The following is a 15,671-nucleotide window of genomic DNA, read 5'->3' as shown; positions in this document are numbered from 1 at the left end:
CCGCTCGGTTCGTCCGAAAAACAGAACGGGGCGGGTGTAGCAGCACACCCGCCCCGTTGTCGTTTTCGCGCCTGCCTTTAACCGGGCCCGGAACGTTGAACATCACTGGACGGGGCAAAATGGGAAAAATCGCTTTGGCCGGCCTGTTGGCCGCCAGCCTTCTGGCGTGCGGCGGCATGAAAGCCATCTCTGGAACGAACGAAGCGCCTTCACAGCGCGCTGGCGGCGCGCCTTACGAATTGCTCGGCAGCGAAGTTCACCAGATCGACGATGCCAAGCGCGGGATCGAATACCAGATCTACGTGAGTCTCCCGCCGAGCTACGACGCCAACCCGGATAAGCGTTATCCCGTCGTCTATGTCACCGATGCCGATTACGGCTTTCCCATGCTGCGCCTCATCGGCCGCCGCATGAACGGGGCGGGGCCGAAGGTCGAGGAATTCATCCTGGTCGGCCTGTCCTACGCTGTCGGCGAAGACACCATGGCGAGCCGCCGCCGCGACTACACGCCATCGGAGCGGGGGGCGAGCGACGCTCCTGCCGGAGCTGTCCACGGCCAAGGCCTGGCCTATCGCGATTACCTGCGCGATGCGGTCTTGCCTTACGTCGAGGGCAAATGGCGCACGCTGCCCGACCGGCGGATCTACGTCGGCCATTCCTATGGCGGACTGCTCGGGGCGCAGATCCTGCTCACACAACCCGGGATGTTCAGCGGCTATCTGCTTGGCAGCCCATCGTTCTGGTTCGACAAGAAGCACCTGATCAAGGCAGCTCCTGCACTGCTGGGTGTGCGCCAGAACATCAATGCCGACGTTTACATGTATGTCGGCGAGTTCGAGGCACTACGCGTCGGCGACCGGCGCTACATGCAGGAAGTCGACATGGTGGCCGACAACGCGACCTTCGCCGGCATGCTCGAAGCCAGGAATTATCCCGGCCTCGAACTGAACTCCGAAGTCCTCGATGGCGAAGATCACATGTCGGTGGCGCCGCGTGGCTTCACTCGCGGGCTGTTGCGCCTTCTGCCAGCAATCCAGGCTTCAAGGTAATCAGCCAGATTTCCGGCCGGGTGAAAAGCCGTACAGGGACAAGGCTCGTTCCGAGCCCAGCGCTGGTGACCAGCACCTTGCCACGCTCGTCGATCCGGCCGCAGGCATAGCGATTTCCGTAATCCGACATGGTGGCTGGCGCGCCGCCCCACGGATAAGCGATCTGGCCGCAGTGGGTGTGTCCGGCGAGAAACAGCACGACATCGGACGGCATATCGGGAAAGGGATCGGGGCTGTGGCTCAGCATCACGCGCGGCCCCCTGAGTCCGTCCATCGCCGCCAGAGTCTTGCGGACATCGCCGTGGCGGGTGAAATCGTCGTCGAGCCCTCCGACGGCTAGCGGGCCTATTTGCAGCGCGTCGTTGCGGAGTACGCGAATGTTGCGCTGCATGAGTTCGACTTCGAGGGCAGGCAGGTCGAACCAGTGGTCGTGATTTCCGGGCACCAGAACAGTGCCCAGCGGAGCTCGCAAACGGCCTAGCGGCTCGACAACCTCTTCGGCTGAGTAAACGTGCGTGGAGAGACGCTTCTCGCTGATCAGGTCGCCAGCAATCATCACAAGATCGGGCTGCAACCGGTTGATCTGCCTGACGATGCGTTTCAGTCGTGACGGCGGCATATCGGGGCCCGCAACATGGATGTCACTGATCAGTGCTATGGTGACGGGCTGCGCACCGACAGGCAGCGCGCGTGTGCCGAGCGAGGTTTGCATTACCACGGGATCGCTTAATGTATCGAACAGCGCCTTGCCGCCCACCAGGCCAGCGAGAAGCGCGGCCAGACCCAGCCAGCGAGTGAGGTTCACAATCGCTTCCCCAGCTTGATTGCAGATGTGTCTGGCATCAGCGAAAACACCATTCCGTCCTCACCCACGGTGATCTCGCCCTCGAAATATGTCGCCGCATCGCCGATGAAGGCCGGATAGAAGAACGCATTGGGGATCGGAGGGACAAGGTGCGAAAGCACCAGCCGCCCGACCCCGGCCACCTGTGCGCTTCTGGCCGCATCTTCGGGTGAGGCATGGTAATCGAGGATGTCGCGGGTGATCTTGGCGGTGTTGGCCTGACCGTCGGCTTCCAGCGCACTGGTCATGGCACCGACCAGCCCGGGTTGGAGTGCATCGTGGACGAGGATATCGGCGCCCTTGGCGGCCCGATCCAGCATTGGCGAGCGCGCGGCATCGCCGCTGATCACGATCGATCTGCCCTTGTAGTCGAAGCGATAACCGACGCTTGGCCGCACCGGATCGTGATCGACGCGGAAGGCGGTGATCCTGAGGCCCCCGCGCTCCAGCACCACCACCGGCTGCTCGCCAATTGCAAAGGGCATGGCGCGCAGCCCGCCGCCGGTCTCGGGGACGATGTCGGTACCATGGTGCGCCACCCGGTAACCGTGGTCGAGCGCGTAGGCGGCGTTGAACCCATCGGCAACACGCTCCACCCCTTGCGGCCCGATGAGCGGCAGCGGTGCCGTGGCCGATCCTTGCGTCCAGTAGAACAGCGCCAGCGGTCCCATGCCGTCGATATGGTCGGAATGGAAATGGGTCAGCAGCAGCCCGTCGAGCGAGGCGATATCGAAGCCGATCAGGTTGAGATTGCGCGCGCCGCCTTCGCCGATGTCGACGACGAAGGCCTGGTCGTCGGCCACCACCACATTGCACGGCCCGGCGCGGTCGGGGTTGGGCAGGGGCGAACCGGTTCCGCACAGGATCAAATGCAGGCCATCGCCAAGATCCAGGCCAGCATTGTCGATCCGGCTGGCGGCACCTTGCGCGAACAGCCGCTCGCCAATCTGCTTCTGGAACAGCACCGTTAGCCCGGCCGCAGCCACGATCAGCAGCAAGACCCCGAACAGCAGCTTACGTTTCATCGCTCGAACCTCCCCCGTTCCTGCACAGGACCTGCAGCCCCTTTCCCTTTGCGCGGTTGTAGCTTGCTCGCTAAGGGAACCGCCATCCCTTTATCAGCACGGATTCTCGCCGCCCATGCCGCTCACCTCCGCCAAACGCATTCTCCTGAAACTCTCGGGCGAAGTCCTGATGGGGGACCAGCAGTTTGGCATCGATCCCTCCTTTGTCATGGAACTGGCCAAGGAAGTGAAGGCGGCCAAGGATCGCGGTTTGCAGATCTGCCTGGTTATCGGCGGGGGCAACATTTTCCGCGGCATGGCGGGCGCGGCCCAGGGCATGGACCGGGCGCAGGCCGACTACATGGGGATGCTGGCGACGGTGATGAACGCGCTGGCGATGCAGAACGCGCTCGAACAACTGGGCGTGCAGACCCGGGTGCAGAGTGCGGTGCAGATGGACCAGGTGTGCGAACCGGTGATCCGCCGCCGCGCCGAGCGGCATCTCGAGAAGGGCCGCGTGGTGATTTTTGCCGCCGGGGTTGGCGCGCCCTATTTCACCACCGACAGCGGCGCGGCGCTCCGCGCGGCGGAAATGCGTTGCGATGCGCTGCTCAAGGGGACCAGCGTCGACGGGGTCTATGACAGCGACCCCAAGAAGAACCCCGATGCAAAACGTTATGACACAGTCAGTTACGACAAGGTGCTGGCTGATAATCTCAAGGTGATGGACGCCTCTGCCGTGGCGCTCTGCCGCGACAACGATATCCCGATCGTGGTCTTCTCGATCCGCGAAAAGGGCAATCTCGCGCGGGTGCTGGCGGGCGAGGGCGCCCAGACCATTGTTAAGAAATAAGGGCGTGAAGAAGGAAGACTGACAATGGCCAAGTATGACAAGGCGGACGTGGAACGCCGCATGAAGGGCGCAGTGGAAGCCCTCAAGAGCGACCTTGGCGGCCTGCGCACCGGACGCGCCAACACCAGCCTGCTCGATCCGGTGGTGTGCGAAGTCTATGGCGCGATGATGCCGCTTAACCAGGTGGCGACCGTTTCCGCGCCCGAGCCGCGCATGCTGAGCGTGCAGGTGTGGGACAAGTCGAACCTGACCGCGGTGGAGAAGGGCATCGCCAAGGCCAATCTTGGCCTCAACCCGATGATCGATGGCCAGACCATCCGCCTGCCGCTGCCCGACCTGACCGAGGAACGCCGCAAGGAACTGGCCAAGCTCGCCGGACAATATGCCGAGAAGGCCAAGGTCGCGATCCGCAACGTCCGCCGCGACGCCAACGAAGCGCTCAAGGAAGACGAGAAGAAGAAGGAAATCTCGGAGGACGAGCGCAAGCGCGCCGAGGACGAGGTCCAGAAGCTGACCGACAAATATGTCGCCGAAACCGACAGCGCCGCCGAGGCCAAGGAAAAGGAAATCATGACGCAGTGAGCGTCGTGATATTCGGGGGAAGATTGTGACCGAGGGCGCTCAACAGGCCCGCCATGTCGCCATCATAATGGATGGCAATGGCCGCTGGGCCAAGCGAAAGCACCTGCCCCGCGCGATGGGGCATCGCAAGGGCGTGGAAGCGGTGCGCGAACTGGTGCGCGGCCTCAAGGATACGTCAGTCGAGTGCCTGACGCTCTATGCCTTCAGCTCGGAAAACTGGAAGCGGCCGGAGGAAGAGGTCGACGACCTGATGGACCTGATGCGCAAGTTCATAAAATCCGACCTAGCCGAATTCATCGCCAACGATGTAAAGCTGCATATCCTCGGTGACTGGCGCGCGCTGGCGCCCGATATCGTCGCGATGCTGGAAGACGCGCTGGAGCAGACCGCCAAGGGCTCGCGCACGCTGGCCGTCGCGCTCAACTATGGCGGGCAGGCGGAAATCGTCCATGCTGCCAAAGCTGCGGCGGCCAGCGGCGAGATCACGCAGGAAAGCATCGAGGCCAACCTGTTCTCCGCCGGATTGCCGCCGCTCGACCTGCTGATCCGCACCAGCGGCGAGGTTAGGCTGTCGAATTTCCTGCTGTGGCAGGCGGCCTATGCCGAGATGATGTTTGTCGATACGCTGTGGCCCGACTTCACGCCCGCGCACCTGGCGCAGGCACTGGGAGAATTTGCCAATCGGGAGAGACGCTTTGGCGGACGCTAGTGTTGTGACGGCAAAGCCCAAGTCCGACCTGCCGGTGCGGTTGGTGTCCGCCGTGTTAATGCTCGCCATCCTTGGCGCGGCGATCTGGAACAACGACCCCTACCTGCAATGGCTGGTGCTGGTGGTCGGCGCGTTGTGCTTCGCCGAATTCGTCCTGCTGGCGATGAAGGCGACCGCCAACCCTTCGTTCCGGATCGCGGGCATCATCGCCGGTGCGGCCTATATCGGGCTGGCTGTCTGGATGATGCTGCAATTGCCCTTGCTGTTCTTCGGCGCAGCGGTGGGGACGGTCGTGTTCACTGACGTTTTTGCCTATTTCGCCGGCCGCAGCATCGGTGGGCCGAAGATTGCACCCGCGATCAGCCCGTCCAAGACATGGGCCGGGCTGCTGGGCGGCATGGCGGGCGCAGCAATTTTCCTCGTCATCCTGGGCACGGTCTACTACTTCATCGGCGGTTTCGGCACGGTGTCCGAAATCCTGTCGGAGAACCGCGTCGAGTTCCTCACCATCGCCTCCCTCGGCGCGGGCCTTGCGGTTGTCGCGCAATGCGGCGACTTCTTCGAGAGCTGGCTCAAGCGCAAGGCGGGGGTGAAGGACTCCTCGAAGCTGATTCCAGGGCACGGCGGCGTGTTCGACCGGGTCGACGGCTTGCTGCCTGTAAGCATCGTCATCGGCGTGCTGTTCGGCTATTTCGGCGGCTGAGACGATGCGTTCGATCACTCTCCTTGGTGCTACCGGCTCAGTCGGTACCTCGACGCTTGACCTGATCCGGCAGGATCGCGCCGCGTGGCAGGTCGAGGCCCTGACGGCCAATGGCAACGTGGCCGAGCTGGCGGCGCTCGCCCGCGAGTTCTCCGCCAAGGTGGCGGTAGTGGCCGACGAGGCTTGCCTGCCGGACTTGCGCGAGGCGCTTGCGGGCAGCGGGATCGAGGCAGCCGGGGGCAGGGCGGCGCTGTGCGAAGTCGCCTCGCGCCCTGTCGACATCACTGTCGCTGCCATTGTCGGCTGTGCCGGGCTCGGCCCGGTGATGGCGGCCATCGAGCAGGGCGGCACCATTGCCCTCGCCAACAAGGAAGCGCTGGTCTCGGCGGGCGACGTGATGACTGCCGCGGTCGCCAAGCATGGCGCGACACTGCTGCCGGTCGACAGCGAGCATAACGCAATTTTCCAGTGCCTTGCCGGCAATGCCATCGAGGATGTGCGCTGGATCACGCTGACCGCCAGCGGCGGGCCACTGCGCACGCTTTCGGCGGAGGAACTCCACCATGTGTCCCCGGCGCAGGCGGTGGCGCATCCCAACTGGTCGATGGGCGCCAAGATCAGCGTCGACAGCGCCACCATGTTCAACAAGGGGCTGGAGCTGATCGAGGCGTGGCACCTGTTCCCGGTCGGGCTCGACAGGATCAGGATCGTGGTCCACCCGCAGAGCGTGATCCATTCGATGGTCGAATATCGCGATGGCTCGACACTGGCCCAGCTGGGCCCGTCGGACATGAAGGTGCCGATTGCCTCTTGTCTCGCCTGGCCGCGGCGGATGCAAACGCCGTGCAAGCCGCTCGACCTTGTGGCCTTGGGCGAACTGACCTTCTTTGCCCCGGACGAAGTGCGGTTCCCTGCCACAAGGCTGGCGCGCGAGGCGGCGCAGGCGGGCGGGGCGGCCCCGGCCATGCTCAATGCCGCCAATGAAGTGGCCGTTGCCGCCTTCCTTGCCGGTCAGATACCGTTCACCCGCATTGCCCTATCGGTGGAACAGATCCTCAATCAAACCGCCGTATCCTCTGCCCCGGCTTCGCTCGACGAGGTCCTTGCGCTAGACAGCGAGACGCGGGTGCGCACCGCCGCACTGCTGGAGACTGCCTGAGATGTTCGAATCGCCGCCTTTCTGGATGTATATCCTCGGCTTCCTGCTGCTGCTGGGGCCGCTGATCACGCTGCACGAGCTGGGTCACTACCTGGTCGGCCGCTGGTCGGGGGTGAAGGCCGATATCTTCTCCATCGGCTTCGGCAAGGAAATCGCGGGCTTTACCGACAGACACGGCACCCGCTGGCGGCTCTCCGTCCTGCCGCTGGGCGGCTATGTCCAGTTCAAGGGCGACATGAACCCTGCGAGCGTGCCCGACAGCGATGCGATCGCCGCCGCTGGCGAAGCGGAGCGCGAGGGTAGTTTCCACCACGCTTCGCTCGGCAAGCGGGCGCTGATCGTTGCCGCCGGGCCGGTGGCGAATATTCTCGTGACGCTGGCGATCTTCGCAGGCTTCTTCATGGCGATCGGTTATCCCGTGGCAAAGGATGCCGAACAGCAGCTGACCATTGCTGCATTCCCTGAAGGTTCGCCCGCCCGGAAGGCAGGGATCGAGCTTGGCGACCGGATCGTGGCCATCGAAGGCAAGCGCGTCGACAAGCTGATGGACGTGCAGCAAGCCGTCATGGCCTATCCCGATGAGGTGCTGGGCGTGCGGGTCGAGCGCGATGGCAAGCCACTCGATTTTTCCGTCCGCACCATGAGCATGGAAGTGACCGACCGCTTCGGCAATCCTTCGCGCATCGGGCTGATCGGCATTCAGGCCGCGGAGGCCGAGACCGAATTCGTGCCGCAGGGCCTGTTCAGCTCGGTCGGGCTTGCGGTCGAGGAAACCGGCCGCATGACCGTTATGATGGTCACCGGGATCAAGCAGATCGTGACTGGCCAGCGCTCGGTCAAGGAGCTCGGCGGGCCGATCAAGATTGCCAAGTATTCCGGCGAACAGCTCAGTCTGGGCTGGCTCTCCTTCGTCAATTTCGCCGCGCTGATTTCGCTTAACTTGGCATTCATCAACCTGCTGCCAATCCCGGGCCTCGACGGCGGGCACCTGGCTTTCTACGCGGCAGAGGCTGTCCGCAGGAAGCCGGTTGGCGCACGTGGGATGGAATGGGCGTATCGCACCGGCATGGCTCTCGTGCTCATGCTGATGCTGTTCGTCACTTTCAACGACCTGGTTTCGCTGTCACCGTTCGGGTGATAGTGGGGGACAGGGCGGCATCAGAGGGTCCAATGGGCACTCTCCTGCTTGATTGGGGGCGACGCATCGGGCACAGGGCGGCGGATCAAGTGATCCGGCATCCGATGCGTTATCTCGCAGGTGAGGATCCGGGCCGGGACAGAAACTGGACGGGACAATTTCCGCAATGAACGGCACCGATATGGGTTCTACCCCTGTTTCGCGCACTCTCTCGCGCGGCAAGCCGCAGTGGGCCTTCGCCCTTCTTTCAGGGACCATTCTTGCCGGTGTGCCGGTTTCGGCAATGGCGCAAGACGGCGGGGCGGCAACCAGCATGGCCCAGCCCGCACCGCAAGTGGCACCCGGCGAAGTCATCCAGACCATTTCGGTGCAGGGCGCCCAGCGGCTCGAGCCTGATACCATCCTGACCTACATCCGCCTGCGTCCTGGCCAGGTCTACACCCAGATCGACGCCGACCAGGCGCTCAAGGATCTTTACGCCACCGAATTGTTCGCCAACGCGACAATCCGCAACGACAATGGCAATGTGATCATCGAGGTAACCGAAAACCCGGTTATCAACCGCATCATCCTCGAAGGCAACAAGCGCCTCAAGGAAGACAAGATCGCGCCCGAGATCAAGCTCGCCCCGCGCCAGATATTCACCCGTTCCAAGGTTCGCGCCGACGTCGCCCGCATTATCGAGCTCTACAAGCGCCAGGGCCGCTTTGCCGCTACGGTCGAGCCCAAGACCGTGCAGCTGAGCCAGAACCGCGTCGACCTGGTGTTCGAGATCAACGAAGGCCCCAAGTCCAAGGTCCGCCAGATCAACATCATCGGCAACGATGTGTTCTCCGACGGCAAGCTCAAGGGCGAGATGGTCACGAAGGAAGCGCGGCTGAAGAACTTCCTCAGCGGCAATACCTCCTATGACCCGGACCGGCTGGCCTTCGACCAGCAGAAGCTGCGCGAATTCTACCTCACCGAAGGTTATGTCGATTTCCGCGTTGTCTCGGCCGTGGCCGAGCTTACCCCGGACAAGCAGGACTTCATCATCACTTACGTCGTCGAGGAGGGCGAGCGCTACAAGTTCGGTGACGTGAAGGTGCAGTCCAACCTGCGCGACTTCGACAGCGATACCATGACTTCGCAGCTCAAGATCGAGCAGGACGCCTGGTACAACGCCAAGACGATCGAGGACATTTCCGAACAGCTGACCGAGCTGGCCGGTACTTTCGGCTATGCCTTCGCCGACGTCCGTCCCCAGTTCACCCGCAACCAGGACAAACGCACGATGGACGTGACGCTGGTGTTGAGCGAAGCGCCGCGCGTCTATGTCGAGCGGGTCGACGTCAACGGCAACACGCTGACGCAGGACAAGGTCATCCGCCGCGAAATGCGTATTGCCGAAGGCGACGCGTTCAACAGCCTTGCGGTCAAGCGTTCGACCAACCGCATCAATTCGCTGGGCTATTTCCAGGAACAGTTCGAGATCGAGCAGAAGGAAACGAACGATCCCGACCGCATCATACTCGAGGCGAATGTCGAGGAACAGCCAACCGGGCAGCTGCAGCTGTCGGCCGGTTTTTCGTCGATCGAGAGCTTCCTGCTGGCTGCGTCGATCCAGCAGAAGAACTTTCGCGGTCGCGGCCAGACGGTTGGCGCCGGAGTGCAATGGTCGCGCTATTCGCGTTCGGCCAACCTCAGTTTCGTCGAGCCCTATGTATTCGACCGCAATATTTCGCTCGGGGCCGATATCTATCGCCGCGACCTCAACAGCTTCAACTATATCGGGTCGAGCCGCAACAACACTTTCGAGCAGACCACGACTGGTGGCTCCCTCCGGGTCGGCGTGCCGCTCAGCGAGTATCTCTCGCTGGTGGGCAGCTATACGCTGAACTTCGACGATATCTCGCTCGACCAGAACACCTATTTTGCCGACTTCGATGGCGACGGTGTGCGGACCTGCGAACCGCTGCTCGCGGGCCGCTATCTGTGCGACGTGATCGGCAAGCGCACCAGCTCTATCCTGGGTGCGAACTTCATCTACGACACGCTCAATAGCCGTTATCGTCCGAGCCGCGGCGAGCAAGTGACCTTCGGAGTGGACTTTGCCGGGCTGGGAGGCGACGTGAAATACGTCAAGGCCCGCGCCAGCGCCAAGAAGTTCTGGCAGGTTCTGGGCAATTTCGTGTTCTCGCTTTCGGCCGAAGGCGGCTACATCAAGGGGCTGTCCGACCGTGGCGGGGCAGGGGTTGACGATGTTCGCCTCAACGACCGGTTCTTCCTCGGTGAGCCGCAGATCCGCGGGTTCGACATTCGCGGCATTGGCCCGCGCGTGCTGCGCCAGCCGCTGATCGATGATCCCGACAGCACCGATCCGACCAAGTTCATTGCGGTGACCGACCGTCAACGTATCTCGGACGATGCGCTGGGTGGAAATGCCTACTACCTTGCCCGGGCGGAATTGCAGATTCCTTTGGGCAGCGGGGCGGCCGACCTTGGTTTGCGTCCGTCAATCTTTATGGATGTAGGCGCGCTGTTCAATGTCACCACGCCATTGCTCAACAGCAGCCCGTTCCCCGACGGCATCGATATCCCGATCCGCAATGCCGATGGGCAGGCACTCTATACCCAGATCAACAACGCCACGCTGGTGACCCCGCCAGGCGGCGGTACGCCGGTGTGTACGCCGGGCACCGCACCAGGCTCGATCACAACCGTCACGAACCCGATCAACCCCAATCCGCCAGCTTGCCTCGCCAGCGCCAACAACGATCCGCTGGTCAGCAATATCGCGCCTTTCCAGGAAGTTTTTCTGGGCGATAGTCCTGCGCCGCGTATTTCGGTCGGGATCGGGGTCGACTGGAATTCGCCGTTCGGTCCGTTCCGGATCGACTTCGCCTACGCCCTCAGGAAGCAGCCGGGCGATGACACCAAACTCTTCAGCTTCAATGTAGGAACGCAATTCTAATGAAATCCGTACTCAAGAACTCGCTCGCCGCAGTTGCCCTTGCCGTCGCCACCGCTGGCGCCATGGCAGTGCCGGCGCAGGCGCAGGTCGCCGGGATTGCCACCAGTGCCCCAGAGGCCGTGCTGCTGCAGTCGCAGGCGCGTATCAGCGCCTACAGTGCGATCAATACCGCTTTCGCGACGCAGATCCAGCAGATCAGCACGCTGCGCGGTGAACTCAACACCCTGTCGCAGGGGCTCGACACCAATGGCGACCGCAATGTTACGCAGGCCGAGGCTGACGCCCAACCGGCTCTGTGGCAGCAGTACGAAGCCAAGGAAAACCAGATCGACCAGCTTTCGCTGCCGATCGTCCTCGCCCAGTACTATGTGCTCGAACAGCTGCTGGAACGTTATGGCGCCGCGCAGTCGCAGGTCATCCAGGCCAAGAACATCCAGATCATGCTGACGCCCGAGGCGTTCCAGTATGCCTCGGAAGGGGTCGATGTGACGGGCGACATCCTCACCGCGCTCAACACGCTGGTGCCGGCCGTGACGACCACGCCGCCGTCGAACTACCAGCCGCGCCGCGACGTGGTGGAAATTCACCAGACGATCCAGCAGATGATCATCGCTGCTGCACAGCAGGCTGCCCGCGCTGCACAGGCGCAGGGTCAGCCGGCCCAACCGGCCCAACCGGCCGAGCAGCCGAGCGGCCGCTAAGCGATAAGGCGACAGGGGCAGCGGACATGAGCGATTCCGGCGCTTACGACATCCAGCGGGTGCTGAAGGCATTGCCGCACCGCTATCCGCTGCTCCTGGTCGACCGGGTCAAGTCGATGACCAAGGGCGAGCGCATCCATGCGGTGAAAGCCGTGACCATGAACGAGGAGTTCTTCCAGGGCCATTTCCCCGGCGCGCCGATCATGCCCGGCGTGCTGCAGATCGAGGCTATGGCACAGGCTGCGGCAATCCTCGGCATCGAAACGCTCGAGCTGGCCGGCACCGGCAAGCTGGTATTCTTCATGGGCATCGAGAACGCCAAGTTCCGCAAGCCGGTGACGCCTGGTTGCCTGCTCGATCTCGAAGTCGAGTTCACGCAGAAGCGCAGCCGGGTGTACAAGTTCAGGGGCACGGCAAGCGTCGAAGGGGTGACGACAAGCGAGGCGGAATTCACCGCCATGATCGCCGACCCGCCTGCGTAATTTGTTTTTCCGCACGCCATCCGGCGCGCGAAATCCTCGCTCAAGGGGCCTGTCGGCCCAATCGCTGCGGGTGGCCTTGCAGGTGTCCTTTGGACAGCTGCGTCTTCGACTTCGCTTCCGGCCTTGCGGTCAGCTAGTCGCTGACCGTTGTTGCAATTCATTGGAGAGGCCGCTAAGGGCGCGCCTTTCCGAACACAGCGCGCCCGGTCGGTACCGGGCACAAGCTACGAAGGACCAAGATCATGAAGGCCGAAGGGCACCCCGACTATCACACCATCACGGTCAAGATGACCGATGGCACCGAATTCCAGACCCGTTCGACCTGGGGCAAGGAAGGCGACACGCTTGCGCTTGAAATCGATCCGACCAGCCACCCGGCATGGACCGGCGGCAAGCAGCAGATCCAGGAAGGCGGCCGCGTGGCCCAGTTCAACAAGCGTTTCGGCGGGCTCAGCCTGAAGAAGTAAGCGCTTCACCAGTTTGCAGCGAAAGCTGCGAGGGAAGGGCGGTCCGACGGGGCCGCCTTTTTCGTTTCACACGCGTTCAAGCGCGATGTGCGGACCAGCCGGTTGTTCAACGGTTATGAGGTCGCCGGGCTTCAACAGACCACCCCGCTCGACAATTGCCATGATGCCAGCTTTCCGGATGATGCCTTGGGAGGTCTTGAACGCTACTTCACGGAGCAGCCCCGGCGCAAAGGCATCGATCTGAGCGCAAGGGTTGCGCAGTCCCGTGACACGCAGGACAACCTCGCCACCGAGATGCAGCATGCTATCGCGCGATAGTCCGAGCAGGTCGATGCCGAGTGTGGTGATGTTCTCGCCGAGATCGCCAGGGCGCAGATCAAACCCCTTCGTGGCCAGTTCCGCGAACAATTCCTGGTGGATCAGGTGAACCTGTCGCAAGTTTGGCTGTGTTGGATCGGCGCGTACGCGGGACAGATGCTGCACGTGCGCCCCGGCGTGGGCATCTCCCTCGACGCCAAGGCCCGCAATCACGTGGATGTCGCTACACGGCTGCTTCGAAAAGCGGTGCTTGCCGGAACGACAAACCGCGACGATGCGTGGAGTCACGCGCAGTTGATGCAACGTGTCGCGATCGGCCGCGCTTTCAGCCGCGCTTCGCCAATGGGCTCACCGCAATTGGCGCAGGTGCCATAGGTGCCGTTGGTGATGCGGGCGAGGGCGAAGCGGATCTGCTGGATCTCGTCACGCAGCACGGCATCGACCCCCATGAGCGCTTCATCATCGGCCAGATCCTGCGCCTGTTCGTTCGAATCGGCGTCGAGCGGGTGGCGCAGATCGTCCTCGATCACATTGGCCCGTTCGAGCAGGTCGGCAAGGCGGGCTTTCAGCTGGGTTTCGAACTCGGCAAAATCGGTCATCACCATCCCCACGGCTTTTCGCGATACCACTTGGTTATCACATATTTCACGCCTTTGCGCACCTTCATGCCGTGATGCATGGTGTTGACGTTGCCGACCTTGTCGCCAGTCAAATCGAGCCGGCGATTGTTCCAGCACAGCAGCTTCCCGGTTTCCGGCTGGAAGTTCTTCTTCGGCACCTTGAACCGCGTCGCGCCGCCGGCCTCGACATCGTTGAGATAGATCATGAAGGTCCAGGTCCGCTGGCCCGAGACGGCGCAATACTTTTGCCAGTCCTGTCCGTGCGGATTGAACCAGTCGACATGGGCCTTGAACTCCTGCCCCACGTCATAGCGCTGGCCCTGCACCGGTTCGCCATGGGAAGGGTCGATCCCGTTCAAGGCAAGGAGCAGCTCTTCCAGCCGCTGCACCGCCGGTTCGTTGGCATCGAGATCGCAGGTCTCGCTGGTGCGGAAATACTGGTCGCCATTGTGATCGGCGAGGGTCGAGGGGCGACGGTTCACCTCGATCAGTTCAATCAATTGTGCGCAGAGTTCGGGCGGCAGGAACTCCTTGCGCTGGAACAGTTCGAGCTTGTCGTATGGCAGATGCTGGACGCCGCCATACTGCGCCAAGCGTTCGGCAGAAGATTCGCCTGCGGGAAGCATGCAGTTCCTCTAGCCTCTTCGATGCTTGCCGCAAGCCCGCGAAAGAATCTTGCGCTCGTCCCTTGTAAATGCACTTTTCGCTTCACATCAAAGCCGCTCTGTGCAACAGGCTCGCCCCCGCGTTCGGGTGGCCTTGACGGGTGTCCGGAACGGCGTAACAGCCCCGCCTTACACGGCTTGTTCGGGGCATGTGGCGATCGTAGCTCAGTTGGTTAGAGCGCCGGTTTGTGGTACCGGAGGTCGGGGGTTCGAGACCCCTCGATCGCCCCATTTCTCCCCGTCTTGCACAGTCATTTCCACCCATATCAGGGGCAGGGGACAATGAACGCGATGACGGCTTTCTGGACCGAAGCGGATTACGACGATCACGAGCTGGTGCAGCTCGTGCACGACCGCAGCAGTGGCCTGACCGCGATTATCGCGCTGCATTCGACCCATCTTGGTCCCGGAGCGGGCGGCACCCGGTTCTGGCATTATGCCGAGCCGAAGGCGGCGATGCGCGATGCGCTGCGCCTCAGCCGTGGAATGAGCTACAAGAACGCCATGGCCGGCCTGCCTATGGGCGGCGGCAAGGCGGTTATCCTCGCCGATTCGGACAAGACCAAGACGCCGGAAATGCTCGCTGCCTTCGGTGATGCCGTCGAGGCGCTGGGCGGGCGTTATGTGACAGCTGAAGACGTCGGCATCAGCGAGGCTGACATGGTCGCGGTCTCGCAGCGCACGAGCCATGTTTCCGGGCTTCCCGTCGCGGGCGAAGGCGCGGCGGGCGGCGATCCCGGCCCTTTCACCGCGATGGGCATTTATCTCGGCATCAAGGCCGCTGTGAAGCACAATCTCGGCAAGGACAGCGTTGCGCGAGTCCATGTTGCGCTGCAGGGCACCGGCAGCGTCGGCAGCGGGGTGGCTCGCCTGCTGGCCAAGGACGGGGCCAGACTGACCCTTGCGGATATCAGCGAGCAGCGTGCTGCCATTCTGGCGCAGGAACTAGGCGGCAATGCGGTTGCTCCTGATGCCATCATGAGCGTGGCTTGCGACGTCTTCAGCCCCAACGCACTCGGCGCGATACTCGATGACGAGGGCATCGCCCGGCTCGACTGCCCGATCGTGGCAGGTGGCGCCAACAACCAGCTTGCCCGCGCCAAACATGGCGAGATGCTGGCGGCGCGCGGCATCCTTTACGCACCCGACTATGTCATCAACGCTGGCGGCATCATCAGCGTGGCGCAGGAGTATCTCGACCGCCAGTCGGGCAACGCCGGCGGGATCAACGAGGTGCGCAAACGCATCGCCCAGATCCCCGAGCGACTGGTCCAGATCTGGCAGGAAAGCGAGCGCAGCGGCGTGTCATCGGATGTCGTTGCCGACCGGATGGCGCAGCAGCTGATCGGGCGTTGACGATACCGCCTCCGGTCCTGCTTGCGGGCGGCGAGCGGGCGGGGTAGAGGCCCCGCAGGCCTATCCAG

General features: G+C 62.9%; 17 protein-coding genes and 1 tRNA gene. 13 read left to right on the top strand and 5 right to left on the bottom strand.

Annotation, left to right across the window (positions count from 1 at the left end):
- The first annotated feature begins 119 nt into the window (after nucleotides 1–119).
- Nucleotides 120–1,049, top strand: a complete 930-nt coding sequence (locus LY632_RS10495) for an alpha/beta hydrolase (RefSeq protein ID WP_234091083.1) — start codon at nucleotides 120–122, stop codon at nucleotides 1,047–1,049.
- Here LY632_RS10495 and LY632_RS10490 read toward each other — a convergent pair.
- Both LY632_RS10490 and LY632_RS10485 read right to left on the bottom strand, forming a co-directional pair.
- Complete coding sequence (locus LY632_RS10490; protein ID WP_234091082.1) at nucleotides 1,000–1,854, bottom strand: metallophosphoesterase; 855 nt, start codon at nucleotides 1,852–1,854, stop codon at nucleotides 1,000–1,002. The genes LY632_RS10495 and LY632_RS10490 overlap by 50 nt on opposite strands.
- Nucleotides 1,851–2,918: an MBL fold metallo-hydrolase gene (locus tag LY632_RS10485; RefSeq protein WP_234091081.1), complete on the bottom strand. Its 1,068-nt coding sequence runs from the start codon at nucleotides 2,916–2,918 to the stop codon at nucleotides 1,851–1,853. The genes LY632_RS10490 and LY632_RS10485 overlap by 4 nt, the downstream gene beginning before the upstream one ends.
- Before the next feature lie 115 nt (nucleotides 2,919–3,033).
- Here LY632_RS10485 and pyrH point away from each other — a divergent pair, with 115 nt between their 5' ends.
- From pyrH to rpmE, 10 genes are all read left to right on the top strand, one after another.
- Nucleotides 3,034–3,750 carry a UMP kinase gene (pyrH, locus tag LY632_RS10480; RefSeq protein WP_234091080.1) on the top strand — a complete coding sequence of 239 codons (717 nt, stop codon included), beginning with the start codon at nucleotides 3,034–3,036 and terminating at the stop codon, nucleotides 3,748–3,750.
- A 24-nt stretch (nucleotides 3,751–3,774) separates the two neighbouring features.
- The gene (gene frr / locus LY632_RS10475) at nucleotides 3,775–4,332 is read left to right on the top strand and encodes a ribosome recycling factor (RefSeq protein WP_234091079.1); all 558 of its coding nucleotides are present in this window, start codon (nucleotides 3,775–3,777) and stop codon (nucleotides 4,330–4,332) included.
- Between the two features lie 67 nt (nucleotides 4,333–4,399).
- On the top strand, nucleotides 4,400–5,041 hold the full coding sequence (gene uppS / locus LY632_RS10470) for a polyprenyl diphosphate synthase (protein WP_234093222.1): 642 nt from the start codon (nucleotides 4,400–4,402) through the stop codon (nucleotides 5,039–5,041).
- Nucleotides 5,028–5,744, top strand: coding sequence for a phosphatidate cytidylyltransferase (locus tag LY632_RS10465; RefSeq protein WP_234091078.1), 717 nt, complete (start codon nucleotides 5,028–5,030; stop codon nucleotides 5,742–5,744). The genes uppS and LY632_RS10465 overlap by 14 nt, the downstream gene beginning before the upstream one ends.
- A 4-nt stretch (nucleotides 5,745–5,748) precedes the next feature.
- A complete protein-coding gene (dxr, locus tag LY632_RS10460; protein WP_234091077.1) occupies nucleotides 5,749–6,903 on the top strand; it encodes a 1-deoxy-D-xylulose-5-phosphate reductoisomerase in 1,155 nt (384 codons plus the stop codon).
- Nucleotide 6,904: 1 nt separating this feature from the next.
- Entirely contained in the window at nucleotides 6,905–8,041 is a 1,137-nt protein-coding gene (rseP, locus tag LY632_RS10455; protein ID WP_234091076.1) for an RIP metalloprotease RseP, read from the top strand.
- A gap of 181 nt (nucleotides 8,042–8,222) precedes the next feature.
- Nucleotides 8,223–10,994 (top strand): outer membrane protein assembly factor BamA, encoded by a 2,772-nt coding sequence (gene bamA / locus LY632_RS10450; RefSeq protein WP_234091075.1) that lies wholly within the window; start codon nucleotides 8,223–8,225, stop codon nucleotides 10,992–10,994.
- The gene (locus LY632_RS10445; RefSeq protein WP_234091074.1) at nucleotides 10,994–11,695 is read left to right on the top strand and encodes an OmpH family outer membrane protein; all 702 of its coding nucleotides are present in this window, start codon (nucleotides 10,994–10,996) and stop codon (nucleotides 11,693–11,695) included. The genes bamA and LY632_RS10445 overlap by 1 nt, the downstream gene beginning before the upstream one ends.
- A gap of 26 nt (nucleotides 11,696–11,721) precedes the next feature.
- Nucleotides 11,722–12,177 (top strand): 3-hydroxyacyl-ACP dehydratase FabZ, encoded by a 456-nt coding sequence (gene fabZ / locus LY632_RS10440; protein ID WP_234091073.1) that lies wholly within the window; start codon nucleotides 11,722–11,724, stop codon nucleotides 12,175–12,177.
- A gap of 242 nt (nucleotides 12,178–12,419) precedes the next feature.
- Entirely contained in the window at nucleotides 12,420–12,644 is a 225-nt protein-coding gene (rpmE, locus tag LY632_RS10435) for a 50S ribosomal protein L31 (protein ID WP_234091072.1), read from the top strand.
- Nucleotides 12,645–12,710: 66 nt separating this feature from the next.
- Here the strand turns inward: rpmE and LY632_RS10430 are convergent, their stop codons facing one another.
- From LY632_RS10430 to LY632_RS10420, 3 genes are read right to left on the bottom strand one after another with little or no spacing between them, the layout of a single operon-like run.
- Complete coding sequence (locus tag LY632_RS10430) at nucleotides 12,711–13,250, bottom strand: MOSC domain-containing protein (protein WP_234091071.1); 540 nt, start codon at nucleotides 13,248–13,250, stop codon at nucleotides 12,711–12,713.
- A complete protein-coding gene (locus LY632_RS10425) occupies nucleotides 13,247–13,561 on the bottom strand; it encodes a TraR/DksA family transcriptional regulator (RefSeq protein ID WP_234091070.1) in 315 nt (104 codons plus the stop codon). Before LY632_RS10425 ends, LY632_RS10430 begins: the two co-directional genes overlap by 4 nt.
- Nucleotides 13,561–14,208 carry a 2OG-Fe(II) oxygenase gene (locus LY632_RS10420; RefSeq protein ID WP_234091069.1) on the bottom strand — a complete coding sequence of 216 codons (648 nt, stop codon included), beginning with the start codon at nucleotides 14,206–14,208 and terminating at the stop codon, nucleotides 13,561–13,563. Before LY632_RS10420 ends, LY632_RS10425 begins: the two co-directional genes overlap by 1 nt.
- Nucleotides 14,209–14,401: 193 nt before the next feature.
- Between LY632_RS10420 and LY632_RS10415 the strand changes: the two genes are divergently transcribed.
- Both LY632_RS10415 and LY632_RS10410 read left to right on the top strand, forming a co-directional pair.
- Nucleotides 14,402–14,478, top strand: a tRNA-His gene (locus LY632_RS10415).
- 60 nt (nucleotides 14,479–14,538) lie between these two features.
- Entirely contained in the window at nucleotides 14,539–15,603 is a 1,065-nt protein-coding gene (locus LY632_RS10410; protein ID WP_234093221.1) for a Glu/Leu/Phe/Val dehydrogenase dimerization domain-containing protein, read from the top strand.
- Nucleotides 15,604–15,671 lie beyond the last annotated feature (68 nt).

Origin of the sequence: Erythrobacter sp. SDW2, from assembly GCF_021431965.1 — a bacterium.
In the GTDB taxonomy this organism is placed as follows: Bacteria; Pseudomonadota; Alphaproteobacteria; order Sphingomonadales; family Sphingomonadaceae; genus Parerythrobacter.
Note: the sequence above shows the minus strand (reverse complement) of the source record. Positions and strands in the feature narration are given on the sequence as shown.